The organism is Sphingobium olei, assembly GCF_042678845.1.
Taxonomy (GTDB): Bacteria; Pseudomonadota; Alphaproteobacteria; order Sphingomonadales; family Sphingomonadaceae; genus Sphingobium; species Sphingobium olei.
Genome location: NZ_JBHTLS010000114.1, coordinates 1 through 24,437, shown reverse-complemented (window position 1 = coordinate 24,437; position 24,437 = coordinate 1). Strand labels below are relative to the sequence as shown.

The window sequence follows — 24,437 nt, the reverse complement described above, 5'->3', positions numbered from 1 at the left end:
GCTATTCCTACACCAACAAATTACCCGGTGCAACGTATTGCACTATGGAGAACTATCGGCTATCGCCTCGACTCGGCCGGCAAGACCGGCGGCAAGACAATCGGCGATGACGGTCCCGCGAGATGCGAGCCGCGTCCTCTGGGAGAGAAAGCAAATGGCAGCAGTCACGGAACTCGGTTACCTCGGGTTGACCGTAACAAATCTCGATGCATGGCGCAGTTATGCTGCCGAAGTGGCCGGCATGGAGATTGTCGACGAGGGCGAAGGCGACCGCCTCTACCTGCGCATGGACCAGTGGCATCATCGCATCGTGTTGCACGCCTCCGACTCCGACGATCTTGCCTATCTGGGCTGGCGCGTTGCCGATCCGGTGGAATTCGACGCCATGGTGGCAAAGCTGACCGCCGCCGGAATCTCCTTGACGGTGGCAAGCGAGGCCGAAGCTCGCGAGCGGCGCGTGCTCGGTCTTGCCAAGCTCGCCGATCCGGGTGGGAACCCCACCGAAATTTTTTACGGGCCGCAAGTCGACACCCACAAGCCTTTCCATCCTGGGCGCCCCATGTACGGAAAGTTCGTGACCGGATCGGAAGGAATCGGGCATTGCATCCTGCGTCAGGACGATGTTCCCGCGGCGGCGGCGTTCTACGGACTGCTGGGGCTGCGCGGGTCGGTCGAGTATCACCTGCAGCTGCCCAACGGGATGGTGGCGCAGCCGTACTTCATGCACTGCAACGAGCGGCAGCATTCGGTCGCTTTCGGGCTTGGCCCGATGGAAAAGCGCATCAACCACCTGATGTTCGAATATACCGACCTCGACGATCTCGGCCTCGCGCACGACATTGTGCGGGCGCGCAAGATCGACGTCGCGCTCCAGCTCGGCAAGCACGCGAATGACCAGGCGCTGACCTTCTACTGCGCCAATCCGTCGGGCTGGCTGTGGGAGTTCGGCTGGGGAGCCCGCAAGGCCCCGACCCAGCAGGAATATTACACCCGCGACATCTTCGGTCACGGCAACGAGGCCGCAGGCTACGGCATGGATATTCCCCTCGGTTGAGCCTTCCATTGACCGCCAGTTCGGAAGCAAGATTGGAATTGCGAGACGCTATGTCGAACAAACTGCGCCTTTGCCAAGTAGCGGACGTTAAGGATGGTGAACCGGTCGCGGTTTACCAGGAGCAAATGCCTGCGCTTGCCGTCTACAACGTCGATGGCGATGTATTCGTCACCGACAATATGTGCACCCATGGCAATGCCATGCTGACCGATGGCTACCAGGACGGCGGAATCATCGAATGCCCGTTCCATGGTGGTTCCTTCGACATCGCAACCGGAGCAGCCAAGGCCTTTCCCTGCCAGGTTCCGATCAAGACCTACTCAGTCACGATCGACGACGGCTGGGTGTGCATCGATCAGCCGGAAGGGAGCGCCTGAATGCTCCTCGAGTCCCCTACGCGCTACGAGCTGCAGCAACTCGTGACCGAGCTCAATGCGCTCTACGCTGAACTGATCGACGACGACCGGCTGGAAGAGTGGCCGGATCTGTTTGTTTCGGACTGCGTCTACACCGTGATCGCGCGCGAGAATTTCGACCGGCAAATGGATACGTCGGCGATTTATTGCGACAGCCGCGGAATGCTGGTCGATCGCATCGTGTCGCTGCGCAAGGCCAACATCTTCCCGGTGCATGCCTACCGTCATATTCTCGGTCCGACCCGGATGGTTTCCACAACGGGAGCACTTGCAAAGACGCAAACCAATTATGCGGTCCTTATGACCCGCACTGACGGACGCACCACAATCTACAATTCGGGCAAGTATATAGACGAGATCGACTTGTCGGGCGAGCGCCCCTTGTTTCGTTCGAAGATCGCCGTTTTCGATACCAACCTCATCGACACGATGATGGTTCGCCCGATTTAGTTCGCGACCAGGATTTTGATCATGACCGACACAGCTCTGCCAGACGAAAATACCTCGAGAACCGCAAACGGAACTGGTCGCCGGGTTCCCTACCGGGTTTTCACCGATCCGGAGTATCACGCGCGCGAGCAGGAAAAGATCTTCCAGGGCGAGGCCTGGTCCTTCGTCGCGCTCGAGGCAGAAGTGCCCGAGGCTGGCGATTTCAAATCAACCTTCATCGGAGAAACCCCGGTCATCGTCACCAGGGCCGCTGATGGCGCCGTTCATGTCGTGGTCAATCGCTGCGCTCATCGCGGGGCACTGGTATGCCGCGAACTGCGCGGCAATCGCCCCAATCTCGAATGTGTTTACCACCAATGGGCCTATGACCTCGCCGGCAATCTGATCGGGGTGCCGTTCCGCCGCGGTCTCAAGGGCCAGGGCGGAATGCCCGGCGATTTCGACATGAAACAGCATGGCCTCAAGCAGTTGCGCGTCGGGATCGTCGGCGGGCTTGTCTTCGCCAGCTTTTCTCAAAGCGTGGTGCCACTGAACGATTTCCTCGGCCCGCTGGTTGTCGAGCATATCAAACGGATCATGCACAAGCCGATCAAGGTTCTGGGCGATCAGCGGCAATATGTTCACGGCAACTGGAAGCTCTATGCCGAGAATACCCGCGATCCCTATCACGCCAGCCTTCTGCACCTGTTCCACAATACGTTCGGGCTCTACCGATCGACCCAGACCGGCAAGTCACTGATGGATAGCGAGAAGCGGCATTCGCTCCTCTATTCCATCGCCGCCAGCAACGACGATGCCGCCGACAAACAGGCCTATGGCGATTCCAGGACTTTCGATACCGAGTTCAAGCTTCAGGACATGTCGCTGCTCAAGGGCCGCCAGGAATTCGATGACGGCATTACCCTGGTTATCCTCGCGGTGTTCCCGAACCTGGTTCTCCAGCAGATTCAGAACACGCTCGCAGTGCGGCAAACCGTGCCAAAGGGACAGGAAGCGTTCGAACTGGTCTGGACCCACTTCGGTTACGCCGACGACGATGCAGAAATGCAGGCAATCCGGCGCAAGCAGACCAACCTGATCGGTCCGGCCGGGCTGGTTTCGATGGAAGACGGCGAAGCGGTCGAAATCGTCCAGAACGCCATTGCCGGCGAGCAGCAGGCAACCTCCTTCATCGCGATGGGCGGTTGCCGCGCCGAAGATGCCGACCATCTTGTCACCGAAGGCGCCATTATCGGCTTCTGGGACAATTACGAGAAGCTCGTCGGCTTCGGGACCGCACGATGACCCGCAAGATCGACTTCTATTTCGACTTCATCAGTCCCTTCAGTTACCTCGCGCAGCTGAAGCTCCCGGAAATAGCCCGCAAGGCCGGTTGCGAACTCGAATATTGGCCGATCGATATCCCCGAGGCGAAGATCGCGGCGGGGAACTACGGCCCGTCCAATCGCGAGGTGGTTCCGAAAATCAAGGTGATGATGGCGGACCTCAACCGGTGGGCCCACAAATATGACGCTCCCTTGCGTTTTCCGGCCAGCTTTTCCTGCAAGGACTGGAACTGCGCCACGCTCTACGCGCGCGAGCAGGGCAAAGCGGAAGCATACGTCGCTGCCGCTTACAATCGGATCTGGGGGCAGGGAATCGACCCAAGCGACCGCGAAGAACTGCGCGCCTGTGCAACAGAAGCTGGACTCGATCCAGAGGCGTTGACAGCCTTCGTGGACTCTTCACTCGGCCAGAATGAATATCGCAAGGCTCGCAGCCTAGCCTATCGGCGGGGGGTCTTCGGCGCGCCGTTAATGTTTGTCGACGATCAAATATTCTGGGGCAATGATCGTCTCGACTTTCTGCAGGAGTATCTTTCTCAACCAAAGTCATTCTTAGAATAAAAAAATGCAGTGAGGGGAGAGGAAATGAAAGAACTTCAGATTAACCTGTTTGTAACTGCGGCTGCCGTCCTTGCGCAATCGATTGTTCCTAATGTCGCGCTCGCTCAGGATACAACAGCCGAGCAGCCCAAAGATGAGCAGGCGTCGTCCGGTATCGAAGATATCGTTGTTACTGCGACCCGCCGCGAAGCAAGATTGCAGCAGGTGCCCGTGGCCGTCACGGCGCTGGGCGGAGATGCCTTGCAATCGGCCGACGTCTCGACAGTCCGGACGCTGACCCAGTTGGTTCCCGGATTTGTCGGCAGCCGCAACATGGGTGTCTTCCAGCCGGTGGTTCGCGGCGTCGGCTCAACCGGCATCTCGATCGGCGACGAACCGAACATCGCCACCTATATCGACGGGGTCTATCAGCCCGAATCTGCCGCAAACTGGATCGATCTCGTCGAGGTCGAGCGGGTTGAGGTGCTGCGCGGTCCGCAAGGCACCACTTTTGGTCGCAATGCGACGGGCGGGCTGATCAATGTGATCACGCCGGACCCCAGCTTCGATTTCCGGGGCAAGGCTTCCTTACGGGTCGGCCGGATGCGGCGCGAAGCGGGCGACTATGACGCGCGGCTCTATGTGACCGGCCCTATCAGCGAAAAGGCCGCGATCGATCTTTCCGGCCTTTTCCGCAAGAACGATGGCTATATCGATGATCTGGTGCGTGGTGGAACGCTGGGCGACCAGCGGGTCATCGATTTGCGCAGCAAGTTTCTGTTCAAGCCGGCGGACAATTTCAAGGTTGTCCTGACCGGCGAATTCTTCGACCAAAAAAGCACTAGCAATTCGCCGCAACCGGTCGATGGCAACACTGTCGCGCGGCGCTTCCCCGGAGCCATCTTGCCTACCGGAGCCTGGCAAGCGTCGCTCACCGATGTTCCTCGCCTCGACTTGCGGCGCTGGACTTTCGCCTTGCACACCAAGCTCGAACTCGATGATTTCAACATCGAGACCACCAGCGGCTTCATGAACCTCCGCTGGAATCAGATCACCGATTCAGACGCTTCTAACCTGCGGCTAGGGAATTTTCCGGCGATCTTCCGTTCCGAGTCGGGCAGTCAGGAAATCAAGCTCAGTTCCGCCAACCCCGGCCCGCTCCAGTGGCTGGTGGGTGGATATTTCTACCAATTTGGTGGAAGTGCTTTTCTTCAGCCCTGGACAGCCCCTAGTCCCACGGCAGGTTTGTCCGGACCGACGCTCGAACCTGATCTGGGCGGCCGGTCCTTCGCCGGCTTCGCGGATATCACGTACGAGGCGGTACCGGGCCTGTTCGTCAACCTCGGCGGGCGTTACACGACCGAAAAACGGGAATTTTCACAGACACTAAACGGCAGTCTGGTGGTTAACAACGTTCACAAGTCCTTCAATAAGTTCAACTACAAGATCGGCCTACGTTACGAAATCGACGACAAAACAAATGTCTACGCTAGCTGGAGCACCGCTTTCAAAAGCGGCGTCTTCAATATGGCTAGCACACGTAACATCCCTGTCGAACCCGAAGAAATCAAGGCTGCTGAATTTGGGTTAAAATCAGATCCTTTCGACTGGTTCCGAGCCAATCTCGCGATATATTATTATGACTACACCAACCTGCAACTGCAGTCTAAGGATTCGGCCGGGTCTGGCTATATTCTGCAGAACGCAGCAAATGCCGAAATCTATGGCGGCGAACTCGAGACGACGATCGTCCCAACCGCTGGCCTGAAACTGCGGGCGGCGCTCGCCTATACTCACGCACAGTACAAGGATTTCCCGCTGGCTCAGGGTTTCTTCCCTCAGGCGGACGGGGGCAATACCGTCGTGACCCTGGATGCCTCCGGGTTCGTCATGACCCGGGCGCCGAAATGGTCGGGAAATGTCGGGTTCGAATGGGGACACGACCTTGGGGCCGGACGCATGGCACTAAACGGAAATGTCTCGTTCAGTTCGCGTCTCTATTACGACTTTGCGAACAACTTCTCGCAGAAACCATACACTCTTTCTAACGCATCGTTGTCCTGGACACCCGAAAACGAGAATTGGAAAGTAGCAGTGTGGGCCACCAATCTCACAAACGAAAAGGTTTTCCAGACGATGCGGCCGGGCCCGCTGTCGAACGATGGATTTTACGAACAGCCACGGAAAATCGGAGTGACCTTTGAGGTAAAATTCTAGCACTAAGGCGAAAAGCCTGTGCTCGATGAGGGAGAGGAACTATGCCTAGAATTACATCTTTCTACAACACCAAACGCATGCTGATAACTACGACCGGCCTGACTATTGCCAGTTTCGCACTTGCTCCGAATTCTGCTCATGCGCAAGATGTCGAGCCGGGCGCACAGCAAGAAGCCTCGAGAGGCGGTCTCGACGACATTGTGGTCACGGCCCGCAAGCGGGAAGAGAACGCGCAGGAAACGCCGATCGCGGTTACCGCGATGAGCGGTGCCATGATCGAAGACCGGCAAATCGCTAACGTCGCCCAGGTGGCGTCTTACGCACCTAACGTGAATATCCAGCCGGTTGGCAACATCTCGGGTTCGAGTGCAACGCTAACCGCGTTCATCCGCGGCGTCGGCCAGACCGACTACAACATCACCGTCGATCCTGGTGTTGGCATCTATGTCGATGGCGTCTATGTCGCCCGATCGATTGGTGGTCTGCTTGAAATGGCGGACATCGCAAATGTCCAGATCCTGCGCGGCCCGCAAGGCACCCTGTTCGGCAAGAACACGATTGGCGGCGCGATCCTCGTCAACACCAATGAGCCCGGAAACGACTTCGAACTTAAGCTCGAAGCCGCAACCGGACGCTTCAATCGAGCGGATTTCAAGGGCATCGTCAATGTTCCGATTAGCGACACCCTGGCAATGCGCGCGGTCGCTTCCTACGAGACCCGCGACGGCTATCAGCGCCGCCTGCTCGATGGTGGGCGTCAAGGCAACAAGGACAGCTTTTCGGGCCGCGTCGCTTTCAAGTGGGAACCGACCGACAATTTCAAGGCGCTTCTCGCCGCCGACGTCAATATTCGGCGCGAGGAGATGGCCGCCAATTATCTGATTGAGAACCGTGATTCGCCGGATCTGCTGCAGTTCCAGACCATCAATGGGCGCGTGGTCGCCATCCCCAGCGCCGCTTTTGCGTACAATAAGCTTCGCGAAGGGGCAGGACAATGTGGCGCTCCTGGCCAACTGGCACCGACCGACAATCCAATCTGCTATTCCTCGCGGTGGGTGACAGGCAACATCGACGAGACCTGGGCGGGAGGGCCAAATCGTTCGAATTTCGATCTTTGGGGCACGAACCTTTCGCTTGAGTATGATTTCGGTAATGTTACTTTGAAGTCGATAAGTGCTTATCGTGACCAAAAATCGACCGTAGACATGGACTTCGACGTGTCTCCGATCGACATGCTTGGTTTTTCGACCAATGTCCGCATTTGGCAGGCCTCTCAAGAGCTCCAGCTAACGGGTAAGATTCTGGACGATAAGCTGCAGTTTACGATGGGAGCCTATTATCTGAAGGAGAAAGGCAAAGATATACAGCCTTTGCGCTTTGGATTTGCTGAGTTTAATAGCGGCGGGCTGGTCGATAACGACAGTTATGCCGGATACTTGCAGTTCTCATACAAGGTGACGGATCGCCTCACGATTACACCGGGTATACGTTACACCGACGAGACCAAGCGCTACGATCCCTCGTTGTCGATCATCACCCGTGACTTCACTGCGGGCATTCCTGGTTTGCCTTATCCCGATGGCGTGTTCATCCAGTTTAGCCGTTGCTTGGTTGGTCAGACCCTCCCGCAACTGATCGTCGGTGGTCCGTTTGACGGTTTCCCGGATCCGACTTGTGTGGCGTCCGCTTCCAACCCGGGTGGAAACCATACCGTTCCGGCGTTCGAAGTTTCAGTTCATTCCAAGGAATGGACCCCGGCATTGTCGGTAAACTACCAGTTCACCGACGATATCATGGGTTATGCGTCCTATTCAAAGGGCTTCAAGAACGGCGGATTCACGCAGAGGACCTTCTCGGAACAATTCACCCCGTCCTTTACGCCGGAATTCGTCACGTCCTACGAAGTCGGCCTCAAAACCGAACTGTTCGACCGGCGTCTGCGCATGAATGTCGCGGTATTCCAGTCTGACTACAGCGACATGCAGATCGTCGTGAATGAAGGCCTTGCGCCGAAGGTCCGCAACGGTGGCGAGGGCCGGATCAGGGGCTTCGAAATCGAAGGCCAGGCAGCCCCTGCCGACTGGTTGCGGATCGATTACGGTGTGGGCTATCTGGACGCATTTTACCGTTCGGTTGACCCCGCTGCCTTTCCGGTAACCTTGAACTCGAAGTTTGCTTTCGTTCCCGAATGGACGGCGACGCTCGCCGCCAATGCGACCGTTCACGAGAGCGAGACGGGCAAGTTCGTGCTGCGTGGCGACTGGTATCACCAGAGCGGCACCTTCAAGGATGCTGTCAACGACCCGAGGCTGTATCAGCCCGCCTATAGCGTGTTCGGGGCAAGTGCCTCATTCACCGACGCCAGCGACCATTTCACCGTAACCGCTGGTGTCACCAACCTGACCGACAAGCGCTACATTCAAGGTGGGTTTGTCGAGCTGAACTCATCGGGCGTTGCCCAGGCAACCTATTCGCGGCCGCGCGAATGGTTCCTCAAGGTCGCCTACAAGTACTGACGGCTCTCCCTAGGGTGACTGCGCGGTTATCCTAGACATTGGGGTGGATCCGTTCCAGCGGGTCCACGCCCTTTTATTTTACGGCTAGAATTAATACGCACGGACATAAAGGTCTGAATCTATGGCCATTTCCCAGCCATCCTTGTCCCGGCCCGAATTCGCTGCAGGCCTGCCGATCGTCGATGGCGAGGCCATAGCCAATACCGAGCGGGCGATTGCCGTGATCAATCCTGCGACGGGGATGGCGCTGACGGAAATCCCCCTCCTGGGTGCGGTCGAGGCGAACCGCGCCGTCGAAAGCAACGCCAGAGCCTTCGGGGAATGGCGGGCCCATTCGGCCGCCGAACGCGCCGCCATTCTGCACGCTTGGTTCGCGCTTGTTCGCGAAAACCGCAACGATCTGGCAATGCTGCTCACGGCCGAACAGGGCAAGCCGCTGGCCGAAGCGCTGGGCGAGATCGACTATGCGGCCAGTTTCATCCAATGGTTCGCGGAAGAAACCCGGCGCATCAATGGCGAGATCATCCCCGCCCAACGCGATCGCCGGGTCCTGGTTCTCAAGCAGCCGGTGGGCCTGGTCGGCGCGATTACGCCATGGAATTTTCCCGCAGCGATGATCACGCGCAAGGTCGCGCCCGCCCTGGCCGCAGGATGCGCCGTTACACTCAAGCCCGCCGAACTGACCCCGCTCACGGCCTTCGCGCTGGCCCGGCTGGCACTCGAGGCCGGTGTTCCGGCGGGCACTTTCAACGTCATCGCAGGCGATGCGCCGGCGATCGGATCGGTCCTGACCAGCCATCCCGGCGTTGCCAAATTCACCTTCACCGGCTCCACCGCGGTTGGCAAGCTGCTGACCGCGCAGTGCGCGACGACGCTCAAGCGGGTGTCGATGGAGCTGGGCGGCAACGCTCCGCTGATCGTGTTCGACGATGCCGATATCGAGGTTGCCGTGGCGGGCACGATCGCTTCAAAGTTCCGAAACACCGGCCAGACCTGCGTCTGCGCCAACCGCATCCTGGTGCAGAACGGCATCCATGACCGGTTCGCCGAAGCGCTGGCTGCCAGAGTCGCGGCTTTCCGCGTCGGCAACGGCCTGGAAGGCGAGACCGATCAGGGCCCGCTGATCACCGCCGCGGCATTGCAGAAGGTGCGCGAACATGTCGGCGATGCCGTCGGGCGCGGTGCCCGGATCGTCACGGGAGGCGAAGGCCATGAAGCCGGCGAGCTGTTCCACCAGCCCACGGTCCTGACCGGCGCCAACCCGGACATGCGGCTGGCGCTGGAAGAGACCTTCGGACCGGTCGCTCCCCTCTTCCGTTTCGAAACCGAGGCCGAAGCCCTGACCCTGGCCAACAGCACCCGCTCGGGCCTGGCCGCCTACGCATTCACCCGCGACATGGACCGGTTCTGGCGCCTTGCCGAAGGTCTCGAGGTCGGCATGGTCGGCGTCAACAACGGCATCATTTCTTCGGAAACCATGCCTTTCGGCGGGGTCAAGGAATCGGGACTGGGGCGCGAGGGATCGCGTCACGGGATCGACGAATTCCTGGAACTCAAGGCCATAAGTCTCGGCTTGCCGCCGCAGCCTGCGATTGAAGCGGAGAAGCCCCGAAGGACATAGCTTCAAGGTGCTCTTACATGTTGCTTATAGTACAATTTGTTGCATAATGGTTGAGGGAGAAGGATTCGGCCATGAACGTTGCGACGGGAGTACGCAGGGAACCCGCGGGCGGCGCAGTCCGCCCATGAAGCGCGTGGTCGTTGCCATAACCGGAGCGACGGGCTCGGTTTACGGGCAGCGCCTGCTCGAAATGCTCCGCGAACAAGGTGGCTGGGAAACTCACCTCGTCATGTCGCAAGCCGCCTTGCTCAACATCCGCGAAGAAATTCCGGACGGCCGTCGCCTGATCGAAGGTGCGGCCGATGTGGTGCACAGCGTCCGCAATGTCGGCGCCAGCATCGCCAGCGGTTCGTTCCTGTGCGACGGCATGGTGATAGCGCCCTGCTCGATGCGCACTCTGGCAGCGGTGGCCCACGGTCTGTCCGACAATCTGATCACGCGCGCCGCCGATGTGATGCTGAAGGAGCGGCGCAAGCTGGTGCTGATGACCCGCGAGACGCCGCTCAACCTGGCTCACCTGCGCAACATGGTCGCCTGCACCGAAATGGGCGCGGTCATTTTTCCACCGGTCCCGGCATTCTACGCCCGTCCGGCAGGCCTTCAGGACATCGTCGATCACAGCTGCACACGGGTGCTGGATCACTTCGACATACATCGCAACGCAGCGGGCCGCTGGCAGGGACTTTCCACCGAGAGTGCGGTCGCCGAACCGGCGCCGCTGAAGATCGAAAGGCAAGCATGATGGCTTGGGATATCAAGCGACGCGAGCTCCTGGGAGCCGGAGCGCTGGGCGCAGCCGTGGCCGGGCTTGGCGTATTGCCCGGAGCGGCGGCGGCCCGCGCACGCAGGGTGACGGTGATCGAGGAAAGCGCGTCGCCGGAAAGCCGGATGTTCGCGGCGACGCTTGCCGAAAGCGGCGTGGTTGGCCGGACCATCCGGCTTGACCGGTCGCTCAATGTCCTTCTGCACGAACTGGACGATGCCGATGGCCTGATCGTTGGCCTGACTTCGGATCCCGCAGCCATGATCGCCGGACAGGTCCTGGTTGAGCGCGGCGCCCGCCCGGCGTTGCTGTGGCGGCACCATTACACGGGCGGACGCTGGCAGCATCGGACCGAGGGCGCGGCGCAACTGCTCCAAGGCGCCGCGGCGGCATGGCCGGTGGCCGTCGCGCACCTGGTTCGCGACGCGCTCGGCGCCCCAACCGAAGCTCGCTTGAACACCTGTCAGTCGGGTTCGTGCGATATCGCGGCCAGCAGCCCCGGACTGCTGGCCTCCTGGGTTTATGAAATCGGGGGAGACCTGTCTTGAGCCGCATTGTTCCCCAGGGTGTCGACGCATCCACCTTCAACAAGGCGCTCGACGAGCTTGCCGCGGTTGTCGGCAAGCAATGGGTATTCCTCGACGAGCTTCCGCTTTCGGCTTACCGGGACGCCTATTCTCCGCTGGCCGATGGCGAAATGCTGCCGTCCGCCGCTGTTGCGCCCGACGGTGTCGAGCAAATCCAGAAGATCCTGGCAGTCGTCAACGCCTACAAGATCCCTGTCTGGACCATCGGGACCGGCCGCAATTTTGCCTATGGTGGCCCGGCTCCGCGCAAATCCGGTTATGTCATGCTCGACTTGCGGCGGATGAACCGCGTGATCGAGGTCAACGAGAAATACGGCTACGCGCTGGTCGAGCCCGGCGTATCCTACATGCAGTTGTACCGCCATCTGCGCCAGATCCGCAGCAAGCTGTGGATCGATCCTGCCGCACCAGCCTGGGGCGGCGTGATGGGCAATGCGCTGGAGCATGGCGCCGGCTATACCCCCTATGGCGACCATTTTGTCATGCAGTGCGGCATGGAAGTGGTGCTGGCCGATGGTGAAGTCGTTCGAACAGGACAGGGCGCGCTTGCCGGATCGAAGCATTGGCAGGTCACCAAGCACGTGGCCGGCCCGCATTTCGACGGCATGTTCACCCAATCCAATTTCGGCGTGGTGACCAAGATGGGCATCTGGCTGATGCCGGAACCGCCGGGCTACAAGCCCTTCATGATCACCTACCAGAAGGAGGAGGATCTCGAGGCGATCTTCGAGGTCACCCGGGCGCTCAAGGTCAACCAGATCATCCCGAATGCGGCGGTTGCGGTCGATCTGCTGTGGGAGGCCTCGGCCAAGACCACGCGGCGCCACTATTACGATGGCAAGGGCCCGCTGCCGCCGTCGATCCGTGCCAAGATCGCCGCGGACCACGATCTCGGGATGTGGAACTATTACGGTGCGCTGTACGGCCCGCCGCCGGTGATCGAGAACAACTGGAAGGTGGTGGAGGATGCCTTGATGAGCATTCCCGGCGCCAAGGTCCATTTCGATCGCAAGAACGATCCGGCCTGGGACTATCGCGTACGGCTGATGCGCGGCGAGCCGAACATGACCGAATTCAGCATCATGAACTGGATCGGCGGCGGCGGGCACATCAACTTTTCGCCGATCTCGGCGCCCAGTGGTTCCGAAGCACTTGCCCAATACAAGCTGATCAAGCAGCGCTGCAACGATCACGGCTTCGACTACATCGGCGAATTCCTGGTCGGCTGGCGCGACATGCATCACATCCTGATGATCATGTACGACCGCGCCGACGAGACGATGCGCAAGAGCGCCTACGACCTGTTCGGCCTGCTGGTCGACGAGGCTGCGGAGGCGGGGTTCGGCGAATACCGCACGCACCTCGCCTTCATGGATCAGATCGCCAGGACCTACAAACACAACGACGGCGCACTCTGGGATCTCCACCACCGCCTCAAGGATGTTCTCGATCCCAACGGCATTCTCTCTCCTGGCAAGCAGGGCATCTGGCCCAAGGCGATGCGCACAACCGCGTGACCGCGCCGGAATCTGATTGAAGGATACTAGCAAGATGAAGAACCTCGATCACTGGATTGGCGGCGTGGCGGTAGCGCCTGGAAGCGGCACCTATTTCGACGACCTCAATCCGGTCGACGACAGCGTTTACGCCAGGGTTGCGGCGGGCACGGCCGCCGACGTCGATCGTGCTGTGGAGACCGCCGACAGGGCATTTCGCCAGCACCGCGATCTGCCCGCCGCGGCGCGCGAAGGCTGGATGGTCAAGGCCGCTGAAATCATGGAGCGCGACGCCGCGCTGTTCAGCGAGGTATTGATCGACGAAATCGGTTCGCCCGCCGCCAAGGCCGGGTTCGAGACGCGGTTCGCGGTGAGCTTCCTGCGCGCTGCGGCCGGAGTGCCGCGGCGGGTCCGCGGCGAGACAATTCCCTCCGACACGCCGGGCCGCTTCAGCATGAGCCTGCGCCAGCCGGTGGGGGTAGTCGCCGGGATTACCCCGTTCAACGTGCCGCTGATCAAGGGCATCAAGCAATCTGCGATGGCGCTGGCGACCGGCAACGCCTTCGTTCTGCTGCCGTCCGAAGCCGCCCCCAAGGTTGCCGATCTGCTCGCCGCCCTGTGGCGCGACGCGGGCGTGCCCGATGGGCTGTTCAACATCGTCTACGGCGACGGCGCGGAAATCGGAGATGCCCTGACCGGCCATCCCAAGGTTGCCTCGATAACCTTCACCGGGTCGTCGCGAGTCGGCAAGCACATCGCCGGGATCGCCGCCCGGAACCTCAAGAAGTACACACTCGAACTCGGCGGCAAGAGCCCGTTGATCGTGTGCGCCGATGCCGATCTCGAAAAGGCCGTCGGTGCCGCGCTGTTCAGCATCTTCATGTATCAGGGCCAGGTTTGCATGGGGGCATCGCGGATCTACGTTGAACGTCCGATCTTCGACGCCTTTGCCAAGGCCTTCGCCGCCGCGACGGCCAAGGCCAAGGGCGGCAACCTGCGCGAGCCCACCACCATGCTCGGACCGATCATTTCGGAACGCCAACGCGATCGAGTCCGCCGGCATATCGACGACGCCCGCACCAAGGGCGCTGCAATTCTCGCAGGTGCGGAATGGAACGGCAACAGTTGCTCGGCCACGGTGCTGAGCGGCGTGACGCCAGAGATGACGGTCTTTGCCGAAGAAACCTTCGGCCCGGTCACTTCGCTCTATCCATTCGACTCGCTCGAGGAAGCGATCGACCTGGCGAACGACACCGAATACGGCCTGAGCGCGTCGATCTTCACCCGCGATATCGACAAGGCCCTGCGCTTTGCCCAGCAAGCCGAGGCGGGGATGGTCCATATCAACGCTCCGACCCTCCACGACGAACCGCACGTTCCCTTCGGCGGCACCAAGGCTTCAGGGTTCGGGCGTGAAGGCACCGAGGCCGATCTGGAAATCATGACCGAGTGGAAATGGGTGACCGTCCAGACGGCCACCGCCGGCCAAGGCGGCCATTGAGCTGGTCTGACTGAAGGGAACTGATGATGCAGGATCTGGCCAAGCAATCGCGGTCCATCACCTCGCTGCGGGACTTCCTCGAACTGCTGGGCGATGCCGGACAGGCGATCACCTGGAGCGAGCGGGTGATGCCCGAGCCCGACGTGCGCAACATCGCGGTCGCCGCATCGCGCGACGCCAACGGCGCGCCAGCGATCGTGTTCGACAACATTGCCGGATACCCCGGAAAGCGCACCGCGGTCGGCGTGCACGGTTCGTGGGACAATATCGCGCTGTTGCTCGGCCGCCCCAAGGGAACGACAATCCGCGAACTGTTCTTCGAGATCGCCGGGCGCTGGGGCGATGCGGCGGCGCAGATCAGCACCGTTCCCGAAGCCCGGGCGCCGGTTCATGAATGCCGGATCGAAAGCGGGATCAACCTCTACGACGTGCTGCCGGTCTACCGCATCAACGAATACGATGGCGGCTTCTACCTCGGCAAGGCATCGGTGGCGTCGCGCGATCCGGAAGACCTAGACAATTTCGGCAAGCAGAACGTCGGCATCTACCGGCTGCAACTGCAAGGTCCCGACAGCTTCACCCTGATGACCATCCCGTCGCACGACATGGGCCGGCAGATCATGGCGGCCGAACGTACCGGCCTGCCGCTTAAGATCGCGGTCATGCTGGGCAACCATCCGGGCTTGGCGGTGTTCGCGGCGACACCGATCGGTTACGAAGAATCGGAATATTCCTATGCCTCGGCGATGATGGGCGCGCCGATCCGGCTGACCAAGTCGGGCAATGGCATCGACATCCTCGCCGACAGCGAGATAGTGATCGAAGCCGAAATGCAACTGGGCGAACGTGTCCTGGAAGGTCCGTTCGGCGAATTTCCCGGTTCCTACAGCGGGGTCCGCAAGGCGCCGATCTTCAAGGTGACGGCCATCTCGCACCGCAAGAACCCGATTTTCGAGAACATCTATATCGGCCGCGGCTGGACCGAACACGATACCCTGATCGGCCTGCATACCTCGGCCCCGATCTATGCGCAGCTGCGCCAGAATTTTCCGGAAGTCACCGCGGTCAACGCGCTGTACCAGCACGGGCTGACCGGGATCATTTCGGTCAAGAACCGGATGGCGGGCTTTGCCAAGACCGTCGCGCTGCGCGCGCTGAGCACTCCGCACGGCGTGATGTATCTCAAGAACCTGATCATGGTCGATGCCGATGTCGATCCTTTCGATCTCAACCAGGTGATGTGGGCGCTTTCCACCCGCACCCGCGCCGACGACATCATCGTCCTGCCCAACATGCCTGCGGTCCCGATCGATCCTTCGGCCGTCGTTCCCGGCAAGGGTCATCGCCTGATTATCGACGCGACCAGCTACCTGCCCCCCGACCCGGTCGGCGAAGCGCATCTGGTCACCCCTCCGACCGGGCCGGACATTGACGAGCTGAGCAAGAAGATCCGGGCCATGCAACTGGGAGCTTTGCAATGAGCAAGACGGTCTGTCCGCGCTGCGCGACCGGCGGCGCCCTCGCTGACTATCAAGGCAAGGAAGGCGGCAAGGTGGTGTGGACCATCCACCGTTGCCCGACTTGCTGCTTTTCGTGGCGCGACAGCGAACCGGACAGCGCCATCGGCATCGGGATTCGTTCGGCGCACTTCGCCGTCGATGCAGCCAATCTCGATCGTTACGTGAAGATTCTCCAGCAATAGACAGGCGGAACAGGACCCATGACAGACCAAGCTCGCCAGATGGCCGCGCTGACCGCGGTGGAAGCTGCGATCGGCGCCGCGGCAGTCGATCGCACCCCTCAGGGGCTGGCCCGCTTTGCAATCAGCGGCGCGGCACCGCTTGGCATCGTCTTGCCGGCGGATGAAACCCAGCTCGCCAAGGCGCTGGAGGCGGCGCGAACCGCCGGCGGTGTGCTGCAACCCGTGTGCAACGGCGCCCACGGCCTCGAAAAGGCAGGGCTGGACAAGGTCATCATCCTCGACCTCCAGCGCATGAACGCAATTCTCGAGGTGAACGAGGAGCTGGCCTATTGCCTGGTCGAACCGGGGGTGACCTTCCGCCAGCTCGATGCCCATATCAAGGAAAAGGGCATCAAGCTGTGGATCGACCATGGCGGCAACCCCGACGCCAGTGTGGCCGCAAGCTTCGTCCATCGTCAGCCCGGCTACACCCCCTACTCCGATCACTTCCTGATGCAGTGCGGGCTTGAGGTCATGCTCGCGGACGGAAAGCTTGTGCGGACGGGCATGGGCGCCATGCCCAAGAGCACCTGCTGGCAACTGTTCAAGTTCGGCTACGGCCCCTGGGTCGATGGCCTGTTCACGCAGTCGGATTTCGCGGTGCCGACCAAGGTCGGCATGTGGATGATGCCGCAACCGCCAGCCCACCAGACCTTCATGGTGACCGTGCCCAAGGAAGACCAGCTGGCCGATCTGCTCGACGTGCTCGGGCCGCTCAAGCTCAACATGGTCGTGGCCAATGGCGTCGCGGTCGGCAGCGCGCTGCACGAAGCCGCCCTGCTCGGCAAGAAGCGCGGCGACTATGATGGCAAGGGGCCTATGGCGGCCAGCGCGGTAACCGCTGCGGGCGAGGCGCTGGGCCTGGGCCACTGGAATCTCTACGGCGCGCTCTATGGCTTGCCAGGCAATGTCCCGATCCTGTGGGATATGGTCAAGGGGGCGTTTTCGTCGATCTCCGGTGCTCGGGTGATCGCCGACGGCAAGGGCATCGATCCCCGCCTGTGGGCGTGGCGTATTGGCGCCATGACCGGCGTGGTGGCCGATGCGCCAGCATTCGTTCCGGCATGGAGCGGCGATCAGGCGGTTGCCGCCAACCCGGTGAGCCCCGTAGATGGTGAGGAGGCCATGCGGCTCTACGAACTGTCGCGCGACATCTGCGCCAAGCACGAATTCGACTATCTTGGCGAAACCGTGGCGATGTGGCGTTCGGCCAATCATCGCCAGATCCTACCTTTTGCCACCACGCAGATCGAAAGTGCCGCCCGGGCCCGCGAATGTGCCGCTGTGCTGATCGCGGCACAGGCCGAAGCCGGTTTCGGGCAGGCGATCGCCGAACCCGGAATGCGCGCAGCGGTCGACAAGACGTTCGAAACCAGGGGACTCTCACTCCTGCATGAACGGATCAAGAAGGCGCTCGACCCCGCGGGCCTGTTCGCATCCGCCTGAGCCGCCCCGCGATTATCGGAGTTGGAGACAAAATGAACAAGCTGGCTATCCTCTCACTCGTTGCCATGCTCGGTGCCTGCAAAACGTCACCGAATTCAGTTAAACCCGATGGTGCTGAGAATTATGCGTTGAACTGCGCAGGATGCCATAATCCTGGTCCCGGCCATCCCGCCACGATGTTGCTCGACCAACTGGGCCGGCCGGTCCCGGCATTGATCGGCCGCAAGGACCTTGAACTCGACTACCTGAAGGCAGTGGTGCGTCAGGGCCTGATCGAGATGCCGCCATTCCGTCCGACCGAATTGAGCGACGAAGAGATCGCCGAAATCTACGCCTATCTCAAGGATGCGGAGCCGCCCGCGCAGACCCCGGCAATACCGGCCAAGGGAGCGCCTTGACGATCAGCTGCGCTAGCGGCGCGGTGGCAGAATCGGGCGCTTCGATGGACTGCCGGTATCGCTCCAGGCTCGCCCTTGCCGCTGCTTGGGGCGTTGGCGTTTCGCCGCCCCGTTGCAAGCCTGCCGCCAAAGTTTCCACCATCTCCGCCTGGACAAGACGTTCGGCCTCTAGTTCGACCTGCTTGAGAGCCCCGTAAATCTTGTGTCGCGGAGTTTCGGCAACGGGATCAGAGGGCTTGGCCCAGCGCCTCGCCCGGCGCAGCGGATGCACCAGGTTGTCGTTGAGCTGCGCGACGGCTTCGCGCAGCTCACAAATCCGTTCGGCATCAAGCGCCTTCCGCTGCATCTCCGCCACCCACAAGCCCAGCAGCAGCAGGTTGACATCGAAACCGTATTCGTCCTGTAGGGCAATGCACAGTTCCGCCACCTGCGGCTTAGCATAGACCTCGAGCGAAAACGCCCAGAAGGCTTCGGCATCGGTTGCTGATTCATTCATGCGCGGCACCTTCAAACGGAAAGGGTGGCCAGACAAGACGCCCGACCACCCCTTCACTTCCTTGGTTGCCCAGCCCTGCTCTGCAAAGCAAGCGCCCGGCGCTTATGCTGCCGGCTGCGCTCAGAACGAACGCGCGCCGAAGTGAATCTCCAGCATCGGCCGCATCACGTCCCAGCGTTCGAGCTGCGACCAGTGGCCGGAGCGATCGAGCACGTAGAGCTCGGCATGCTTGAGGTGTTCGATCAGGTAGAGGCTGGTATCGAGCGGAACGATGCGATCCTGCCGGCCGTGGAAGATCAGCACCTTGTGCGGCAGCTTGCACAGGATCGACGGCGGCATGTTGAGCGTATCAACACCCTGCTTCATCGAATCGATCATCTTGACCGCGGTCTTCATAATCTCGGGATCGGTGGCGATCTTGTAGCGGTTCTTGACGATTTCTTCCATGCCTTCGAACTTGTCGGGGTCATAGGCGAAACTGTGCATCAGCTGGCGATAGCGCGAGGGCCGCGGATCGGAATAGAACGACAGCAGCCGCACCAGTTCGGGCGTCTTCGGGCCCGGCGCACCGATCGAGCCCATCAGCACCACCCGGTCGATCCGGTCAGGCTCCTCGCTCATCATCTGCAGGGTCAGCGCACCGCCCATCGAATTGCCGACAACATGGGCTTTATCGATGCCCAGCGTGTCCAGCAGCCCGAAGCACTGGTCCACCCGTGTACCGATCCAGGCCATGACATTGTCGGGCCAGGGTTCGGGGATGACCGACTGTCCGAAGCCGATCAGGTCCGGTGCGATCACGAAGAAGTTTTCCGCCAGGTCGGGCATCAGGTGCAGCCAGTTCGATCCGGCATGGGCTCCCGGTCCTGCCCCGTGCAGCAGCAGCACCGCCGGCTTGCTCGGATCGCCGGCCAGAAGGGTATGCGAAGTCAGGCCTCGCCCCATAATCTTTTCTTCCCGCACGCTTGTGTCGATGGTCATCCTCTATCTCCGCAGGTTTGCTCTTGTGCCTATTCGCCGCCGCCTTTGCGATCAAGGCAGGGGTCGTTGGGAGGGCGCAGGATGTGGTAGACGACCATTCGTTATTGTGCAATGCATTTGGCATATAGGTTAAGGTGTGGGGAGAGGATATGACAAGCCCGAATCGCGGCGCTCGACCCGGTCAATCGCAACCAACGCTTGATCCTGCTCTAGTCGCGGAGCTCGCGCGGGAACTCGATGCCGCCGAGCAGAACCGCAAGCCAATCCGCCAGTTCACCGCCCGCTATCCGGACATGACGATTGCCGATGGCTATCGGATCAGTAAGCAATGGGTCGATCTCAAGCTCGCGGGCGGGCGGACGGTCCATGGCCACAAGATCGGCCTCACCTCGCGCGCCATGCAGCAGGTCGCAGGCATCACCGAGCCGGATTATGGCACCTTGCTCGACGACATGGTGTTCGAACAGGGCGGCGACATCCCTTGCGACCGTTTCATCACCCCCAAGGTCGAGGTCGAACTGGCCTTTGTCCTGGCCCGCCGGATCGAAGGCCCGAATGTCACCGTGTTCGACGTCCTGCGGGCAACCGAATATGTCATCCCTTCGGTTGAAATCATCGACAGCCGCACGACAGTGGTGGATGCCGAGACCGGCGCCCGCCGCAAGGTGCAGGACACGATCAGCGACAATGCGGCCAACGCCGGCATCATCGTTGGCGGCCTGCCGATGCGGCCCGAAAAGGTCGACATGCGCTGGATCGGCGCGATGCTGAGCCGCAACGCGGTGGTCGAGGAAACCGGGATCGCGGCGGGCGTGCTCAACAACCCCGCCAATGGCATCGCCTGGCTGGCCAACCGGCTGGCGCCCTGGGGCGAGGCGCTCGAACCCGGCGAAGTCGTGCTGGGCGGCTCGTTCACCCGTCCGGTCGAAGCGCGGCGGGGCGACGTTTTCAACGCCGATTTCGGGCCGATGGGCGCGATCGGTTTCCGGTTCGTTTGAGAGGCAGCCGCACCGATGAAGACTCCTGCGAACCGCTTCAAGCAAGGCCTGGGCGAAGGCCCGGTGCAGCTCGGCTTCTGGCTCGCGCTGGCAAGCCCGAACATCGCCGAAATCTGCGGCGGGCTTGGCTACGACTGGCTGCTGGTGGATGCCGAGCACGGCGCCCAGACCTTGCCGGGCATCGCCGATCAGCTCCGCGCGGTGGACGCCAATCCGCCCTGTTCGGCGATCGTGCGCGTTCCGAACGACGATCCGATCGGCATTCGCCAAATCCTCGATCTCGGCGCCCAGACGATCATGGTGCCGATGGTCGAAACCGCCGAACAGGCTGCGGCGCTGGTCAAGGCCGCACGCTATCCGCCGCAAGGCGAGCGCGGTATCGGCGGCGCCCGGGCCGCGCGCTGGGGGCGCTACCCGGCCTATGTCGCCGAAGCCAACCGGCAGCTGTGCATCATCCTCCAGATCGAGACCGCTCAGGCACTCGAGAACATCGAGGCGATCGCCGCCATAGACGGCATTGATGCGCTGTTCGTCGGCCCGGTCGATCTGGCCGCCTCGCTGGGTCTGCTGGGCGAAAGCAATTTCGCCGCCCTGTCCGAAGTGACCGCGGGCGCGCTGGCCCGAATCAGGGCAACCGGCAAACCTTGCGGCATCCTGTCGCGCGACCAGCGCCTGGTCCAGCAATTCCTCGATGGCGGAGCGCGCTTCATCGCGGTCGGGATCGATGCCTTCGCGCTGGCTAAGGCGGCCGGCGACATGGCCAAGGAATGGGCGGCCCGGATCGCCGGGCAAGCAGAGGACTGAAACGATGCCGACGATCGGATGGCAGACGCCTCCCCCCTGTATCTCGTTGAGGCCCGTCAAGCTGTAAGCTGCGGACGGGCCAGCCTGCCGGGAGCTACCATTCGCCCCCCTGCGCCTTGAGCACCTGGGGGGGACCTGTGCCCCGGTGGGTGGCCGCGATGACGTCCCGTAGGGAGTAAGCGTCGTGAACGCCAATACAGGGAAAGACGAAGATCGCGGCTGGCTCCGACTGGAAGGGAGTAACAGTTATGGATCAGGAAAGACGATGGTTTGTGGGCGTCGACTGGGCCTCGCAGGCGCACCAGGTCCGATTGACGGATGCCGATGGCTCCAAGCTCGGCGAACGCAGCTTTGAACATGGCGGTGCGGGTTTGACGGAACTCGCGACCTGGATACTGGCGGCGACCGATGGGTTCCCGATCATATTCATGTCGCGATCGAGGTGCCGCACGGTCCGGTCGTCGAAAGCCTGATGGAACGCGGATTCCATGTCTATGCCATCAATCCCAAACAGCTGGATCGCTTTCGCGATCGCTTTTCTCCAGCGGGCGCAAAGGACGACAGCCGGGACGCGATGGTGCTGGCGGATGCCTTGCGAACGGACGCGCATTGCTTTCGGCCGCTGCTCACGCTCGATCCCCTGCTCGTCGAATTGAGAGAATGGTCGCGTATCCTGGACGAGTTGCACCATGACCATACGCGCTTGGGTCATCGCGTGCGTGAGTTGCTTTGGCGCTATTATCCTCAATTGCTCGAAGTGTCGCAGGACATCGCGGCGCCCTGGTTCCTCGCTTTATGGCGGCTGGTGCCGACGCCAGCCAAGGTTGCCCGTGTCCATGAAGCGACCATCGCCAGACTCCTTAAGCGATACCGCAGCCGGCGTTTGCATGGCCGACAGGTGCTCGAAATGTTGCGCACCATCCCGGTCCCCGTAGCGGCCGGTACTGTTGCAGCCGCAACGGGCCAACTTGAAACCGTCGCTGCCCGACTGGATCTGGTCAATTACCAGATCGCATCCGCAGAGCTTCAACTCGACAGGCTGACAGTAGCCCTTTCAGTCCCGGTGGAACCCTCTGGACCACAGCTCGGGGAGCAGCGTGACGTGGCGATCCTGCGAACCTTGCCGGGCGTCGGAAGAATCGTTCTCGCCACGCTGCTCGCAGAGGCTTCCGATGCTCTGCGGCGACGAGATTATCATGCTTTGCGATGCCTGTCTGGCGTCGCGCCTATTACCAAGCGATCCGGGAAGAAGCGTGAGGTCCTGATGCGGCAGGCGGTCCAGGGACGACTGCGCAACGCTGTCGATCACTGGGCTCGTGTCGCCGTTCAACACGACCCCAGGAGCCGAGAAAAATATGCTGCGCTTCGTGCCCGTGGACACGGTCATGCACGCGCATTGCGATCTGTCGCCGATTGGTTGATCGCTGTCGCTTGCAAGATGCTGGTCTCTCAAACCGCCTTCGATCCGTCCCTCGCCCGAAGAGCTGATTGACCGCCTCATCTCTCCAGAAGCGAGCCGTTGCGCGGTGGTCCGCGCAGCGTAGCCTACGGCTGCGCGAAGCGGACCGCCGCGCAACTCAACACTTGTCAAATGGTGGGGAGTCCCCCCCGCCGGTGGCATGGCCAAGCCGCTGAGCGGGGTTCGCGTGCTGGAGCTGGCCCGGATCCTGGCCGGTCCATGGTGCGGACAGCTGCTGGCCGATCTTGGCGCCGAAGTGATCAAGATCGAACGCCCGGTCAGCGGCGATGATACCCGCCACCGGGGCCCGCCATTTGTCGTCTCGGACAGCGGCGAAAACCTCGGCCCAGCCTATTACCACTCCACCGCAATCAACCGGCAGCACGAAACCGGACTGAACGCCCATATCGACATGACCCTGCTCGATACTCAGGTAAGCGTCATGGCGAACCAGGCGCTGAACTGGATGACCTCGGGCACCGTGCCGCGCCGGGTCGGCAACGGCCACGCAAATCTGGTACCCTATCAGGCCTTACCGACCAGCGACGGGGATCTGGTCATCGCAGTGGGCAACGATGGCCAGTTCGCCAGCCTCTGCCGGGTGCTCGGCGTCGGGCTTGATAGCGATGCCCGCTTTCCCACCAACCCAGGCCGGGTTCGCAACCGCGAGGTCTTGCTGGCCGCGCTCGAAGCGCTTGACCTGCCCCCCGAAAGGTCCCTCATTCTGATGTAGAGTTTGCCCACGAGAAGGAGCAGACGCATGAGGAAGAGCCGTTTCACCGAGGCGCAGATCATCGGGATGATCAAGGAACAGGAGGCAGGGCTTCCAACGGTCGAGGTTTGCCGGAAGCACGGGCTGAGCACGGCGACCTTTTACAAGCTGAAGGCGAAGTATGGCGGCATGGAGGTTTCCGATGCCCATCGGTTGCGGCAGTTGGAGGACGAAAACGGCAAGCTGAAGCGGCTCCTAGCCGACAGCATGCTGGACAACGCGATCCTGAAAGACCTGCTGGGAAAAGGCTGACGACGCCGGGCCAGCGGCGCGACGTGGCGCTCGGCGTGATACGGGACTACCAGGTCTCACAGCGCCGGGCCTGCGTGCTGATTGGCGTCGATCCCAAGACGGTCAGGCGCGAACGCCCGCCGGACCACGGAGCGATCCGCGAAGCCATGCGGGAGATCGCAGGGCAGCGCCGTCGGTTCGGCTATCGCCGGATCGGCGTCATGCTGGGGCGCAAGGGCATGAGCATGAACCACAAGAAGCTCTACCGGCTATATCGGGAAGAAGGCTTGTCTGTACGCCGACGACGCGGCCGCAAGCGCGCCCGAGGCAGCCGGACGCCGGTGCCGGGAGCACTTCGTCCTGGTGACCGCTGGTCGATGGACTTTGTCGCCGATACGTTTGGCGCGTCGCGCAAGTTCAGGATTCTGGCGATCAACGATGATTGCTGCCGGGAGAACCTGTGCTTGGCCGCGGATACCAGCATCTCGGGGGCTCGGGTGCGGATTCCGAGGTCATCGCGCGCACCATTCCGATTTGATGGCGCGCGGGCTTCCGATTTAATCGCGCGCAGCGTTCCGAGAATTGTCCGCGCAGCATTCCGAGCTGATCGCGCGCAGTTTGAGAT

At 61.5% G+C, this 24,437-nt stretch carries 22 protein-coding genes and 2 pseudogenes; 22 read left to right on the top strand and 2 right to left on the bottom strand.

The features are described from left to right. Window positions 1-154: 154 nt before the first annotated feature. The 16 genes from bphC (at window position 155) to ACFQ24_RS08260 (ending at window position 18,071) form a co-directional block, all read left to right on the top strand. Complete coding sequence (bphC, locus tag ACFQ24_RS08335; protein WP_211150168.1) at window positions 155-1,054, top strand: biphenyl-2,3-diol 1,2-dioxygenase; 900 nt, start codon at window positions 155-157, stop codon at window positions 1,052-1,054. Window positions 1,055-1,104: 50 nt separating this feature from the next. Then, on the top strand, window positions 1,105-1,431 hold the full coding sequence (locus ACFQ24_RS08330) for a non-heme iron oxygenase ferredoxin subunit (RefSeq protein ID WP_037485736.1): 327 nt from the start codon (window positions 1,105-1,107) through the stop codon (window positions 1,429-1,431). Beyond that, window positions 1,432-1,920, top strand: a complete 489-nt coding sequence (locus ACFQ24_RS08325; RefSeq protein WP_380910332.1) for an aromatic-ring-hydroxylating dioxygenase subunit beta — start codon at window positions 1,432-1,434, stop codon at window positions 1,918-1,920. It begins immediately after the preceding gene. Window positions 1,921-1,941: 21 nt separating this feature from the next. Then, window positions 1,942-3,204, top strand: coding sequence for an aromatic ring-hydroxylating dioxygenase subunit alpha (locus ACFQ24_RS08320; RefSeq protein WP_380910345.1), 1,263 nt, complete (start codon window positions 1,942-1,944; stop codon window positions 3,202-3,204). Further along, entirely contained in the window at window positions 3,201-3,806 is a 606-nt protein-coding gene (locus ACFQ24_RS08315; RefSeq protein WP_380910330.1) for a 2-hydroxychromene-2-carboxylate isomerase, read from the top strand. The genes ACFQ24_RS08320 and ACFQ24_RS08315 overlap by 4 nt, the downstream gene beginning before the upstream one ends. A 24-nt stretch (window positions 3,807-3,830) precedes the next feature. Next, window positions 3,831-6,002, top strand: coding sequence for a TonB-dependent receptor (locus tag ACFQ24_RS08310; RefSeq protein WP_380910328.1), 2,172 nt, complete (start codon window positions 3,831-3,833; stop codon window positions 6,000-6,002). Window positions 6,003-6,079: 77 nt separating this feature from the next. Continuing rightward, entirely contained in the window at window positions 6,080-8,518 is a 2,439-nt protein-coding gene (locus ACFQ24_RS08305) for a TonB-dependent receptor (protein WP_380910326.1), read from the top strand. 121 nt (window positions 8,519-8,639) lie between these two features. Further along, window positions 8,640-10,139, top strand: coding sequence for an NAD-dependent succinate-semialdehyde dehydrogenase (locus ACFQ24_RS08300; protein WP_380910324.1), 1,500 nt, complete (start codon window positions 8,640-8,642; stop codon window positions 10,137-10,139). A 124-nt stretch (window positions 10,140-10,263) separates the two neighbouring features. Further along, a complete protein-coding gene (locus tag ACFQ24_RS08295; protein ID WP_025548158.1) occupies window positions 10,264-10,881 on the top strand; it encodes a UbiX family flavin prenyltransferase in 618 nt (205 codons plus the stop codon). Beyond that, window positions 10,881-11,450, top strand: a complete 570-nt coding sequence (locus ACFQ24_RS08290) for a hypothetical protein (protein ID WP_025548156.1) — start codon at window positions 10,881-10,883, stop codon at window positions 11,448-11,450. Before ACFQ24_RS08295 ends, ACFQ24_RS08290 begins: the two co-directional genes overlap by 1 nt. After that, window positions 11,447-13,006, top strand: coding sequence for an FAD-binding oxidoreductase (locus ACFQ24_RS08285; protein ID WP_037513045.1), 1,560 nt, complete (start codon window positions 11,447-11,449; stop codon window positions 13,004-13,006). Before ACFQ24_RS08290 ends, ACFQ24_RS08285 begins: the two co-directional genes overlap by 4 nt. Before the next feature lie 34 nt (window positions 13,007-13,040). Beyond that, entirely contained in the window at window positions 13,041-14,486 is a 1,446-nt protein-coding gene (locus ACFQ24_RS08280; protein WP_211150180.1) for an aldehyde dehydrogenase family protein, read from the top strand. 23 nt (window positions 14,487-14,509) lie between these two features. Continuing rightward, window positions 14,510-15,967, top strand: a complete 1,458-nt coding sequence (locus ACFQ24_RS08275) for a non-oxidative hydroxyarylic acid decarboxylases subunit C (protein WP_230588707.1) — start codon at window positions 14,510-14,512, stop codon at window positions 15,965-15,967. Beyond that, entirely contained in the window at window positions 15,964-16,188 is a 225-nt protein-coding gene (locus ACFQ24_RS08270) for a non-oxidative hydroxyarylic acid decarboxylases subunit D (RefSeq protein ID WP_037513049.1), read from the top strand. The genes ACFQ24_RS08275 and ACFQ24_RS08270 overlap by 4 nt, the downstream gene beginning before the upstream one ends. Window positions 16,189-16,206: 18 nt before the next feature. Then, a complete protein-coding gene (locus ACFQ24_RS08265) occupies window positions 16,207-17,673 on the top strand; it encodes an FAD-binding oxidoreductase (protein WP_037513051.1) in 1,467 nt (488 codons plus the stop codon). 32 nt (window positions 17,674-17,705) lie between these two features. Continuing rightward, on the top strand, window positions 17,706-18,071 hold the full coding sequence (locus tag ACFQ24_RS08260; protein ID WP_013832790.1) for a c-type cytochrome: 366 nt from the start codon (window positions 17,706-17,708) through the stop codon (window positions 18,069-18,071). Here the strand turns inward: ACFQ24_RS08260 and ACFQ24_RS08255 are convergent. Both ACFQ24_RS08255 and ACFQ24_RS08250 read right to left on the bottom strand, forming a co-directional pair. Continuing rightward, window positions 18,013-18,576, bottom strand: coding sequence for a TIGR02444 family protein (locus ACFQ24_RS08255; RefSeq protein WP_232512722.1), 564 nt, complete (start codon window positions 18,574-18,576; stop codon window positions 18,013-18,015). The genes ACFQ24_RS08260 and ACFQ24_RS08255 overlap by 59 nt on opposite strands. 111 nt (window positions 18,577-18,687) lie before the next feature. Then, the gene (locus tag ACFQ24_RS08250; RefSeq protein ID WP_380910320.1) at window positions 18,688-19,548 is read right to left on the bottom strand and encodes an alpha/beta fold hydrolase; all 861 of its coding nucleotides are present in this window, start codon (window positions 19,546-19,548) and stop codon (window positions 18,688-18,690) included. A 149-nt stretch (window positions 19,549-19,697) separates the two neighbouring features. Here ACFQ24_RS08250 and hpaH point away from each other — a divergent pair, with 149 nt between their 5' ends. The 6 genes and pseudogenes from hpaH to ACFQ24_RS08220 form a co-directional block, all read left to right on the top strand. After that, complete coding sequence (gene hpaH, locus ACFQ24_RS08245; RefSeq protein WP_211150182.1) at window positions 19,698-20,546, top strand: 2-oxo-hept-4-ene-1,7-dioate hydratase; 849 nt, start codon at window positions 19,698-19,700, stop codon at window positions 20,544-20,546. A 63-nt stretch (window positions 20,547-20,609) separates the two neighbouring features. Continuing rightward, entirely contained in the window at window positions 20,610-21,350 is a 741-nt protein-coding gene (locus ACFQ24_RS08240; RefSeq protein WP_380910318.1) for an HpcH/HpaI aldolase family protein, read from the top strand. 248 nt (window positions 21,351-21,598) lie between these two features. Then, entirely contained in the window at window positions 21,599-21,823 is a 225-nt protein-coding gene (locus tag ACFQ24_RS08235) for an IS110 family transposase (protein ID WP_052076710.1), read from the top strand. After that, complete coding sequence (locus ACFQ24_RS08230) at window positions 21,793-22,842, top strand: IS110 family transposase (RefSeq protein ID WP_380766275.1); 1,050 nt, start codon at window positions 21,793-21,795, stop codon at window positions 22,840-22,842. The genes ACFQ24_RS08235 and ACFQ24_RS08230 overlap by 31 nt, the downstream gene beginning before the upstream one ends. A 127-nt stretch (window positions 22,843-22,969) precedes the next feature. Beyond that, window positions 22,970-23,503 (top strand): annotated as a pseudogene (locus ACFQ24_RS08225) (CoA transferase); the annotation flags it as partial. Window positions 23,504-23,569: 66 nt separating this feature from the next. Then, window positions 23,570-24,312: pseudogene (locus tag ACFQ24_RS08220) on the top strand (transposase); the annotation flags it as partial. Between the last annotated feature and the right edge of the window lie 125 nt (window positions 24,313-24,437).

Coding starts and splice junctions, on each gene's coding strand:
- ACFQ24_RS08290 (WP_025548156.1), top strand. CDS start 10,881: ATGGCTTGGGATATCAAGCGACGCGAGCTCCTGGGAGCCGGAGCGCTG.
- ACFQ24_RS08280 (WP_211150180.1), top strand. CDS start 13,041: ATGAAGAACCTCGATCACTGGATTGGCGGCGTGGCGGTAGCGCCTGGA.
- ACFQ24_RS08250 (WP_380910320.1), bottom strand. CDS start 19,548: ATGACCATCGACACAAGCGTGCGGGAAGAAAAGATTATGGGGCGAGGC.
- ACFQ24_RS08295 (WP_025548158.1), top strand. CDS start 10,264: ATGAAGCGCGTGGTCGTTGCCATAACCGGAGCGACGGGCTCGGTTTAC.
- ACFQ24_RS08265 (WP_037513051.1), top strand. CDS start 16,207: ATGACAGACCAAGCTCGCCAGATGGCCGCGCTGACCGCGGTGGAAGCT.
- ACFQ24_RS08325 (WP_380910332.1), top strand. CDS start 1,432: ATGCTCCTCGAGTCCCCTACGCGCTACGAGCTGCAGCAACTCGTGACC.
- ACFQ24_RS08310 (WP_380910328.1), top strand. CDS start 3,831: ATGAAAGAACTTCAGATTAACCTGTTTGTAACTGCGGCTGCCGTCCTT.
- ACFQ24_RS08320 (WP_380910345.1), top strand. CDS start 1,942: ATGACCGACACAGCTCTGCCAGACGAAAATACCTCGAGAACCGCAAAC.
- ACFQ24_RS08315 (WP_380910330.1), top strand. CDS start 3,201: ATGACCCGCAAGATCGACTTCTATTTCGACTTCATCAGTCCCTTCAGT.
- ACFQ24_RS08305 (WP_380910326.1), top strand. CDS start 6,080: ATGCTGATAACTACGACCGGCCTGACTATTGCCAGTTTCGCACTTGCT.
- ACFQ24_RS08235 (WP_052076710.1), top strand. CDS start 21,599: ATGGATCAGGAAAGACGATGGTTTGTGGGCGTCGACTGGGCCTCGCAG.
- ACFQ24_RS08275 (WP_230588707.1), top strand. CDS start 14,510: ATGATGCAGGATCTGGCCAAGCAATCGCGGTCCATCACCTCGCTGCGG.
- bphC (WP_211150168.1), top strand. CDS start 155: ATGGCAGCAGTCACGGAACTCGGTTACCTCGGGTTGACCGTAACAAAT.
- hpaH (WP_211150182.1), top strand. CDS start 19,698: ATGACAAGCCCGAATCGCGGCGCTCGACCCGGTCAATCGCAACCAACG.
- ACFQ24_RS08260 (WP_013832790.1), top strand. CDS start 17,706: ATGAACAAGCTGGCTATCCTCTCACTCGTTGCCATGCTCGGTGCCTGC.
- ACFQ24_RS08270 (WP_037513049.1), top strand. CDS start 15,964: ATGAGCAAGACGGTCTGTCCGCGCTGCGCGACCGGCGGCGCCCTCGCT.
- ACFQ24_RS08330 (WP_037485736.1), top strand. CDS start 1,105: ATGTCGAACAAACTGCGCCTTTGCCAAGTAGCGGACGTTAAGGATGGT.
- ACFQ24_RS08300 (WP_380910324.1), top strand. CDS start 8,640: ATGGCCATTTCCCAGCCATCCTTGTCCCGGCCCGAATTCGCTGCAGGC.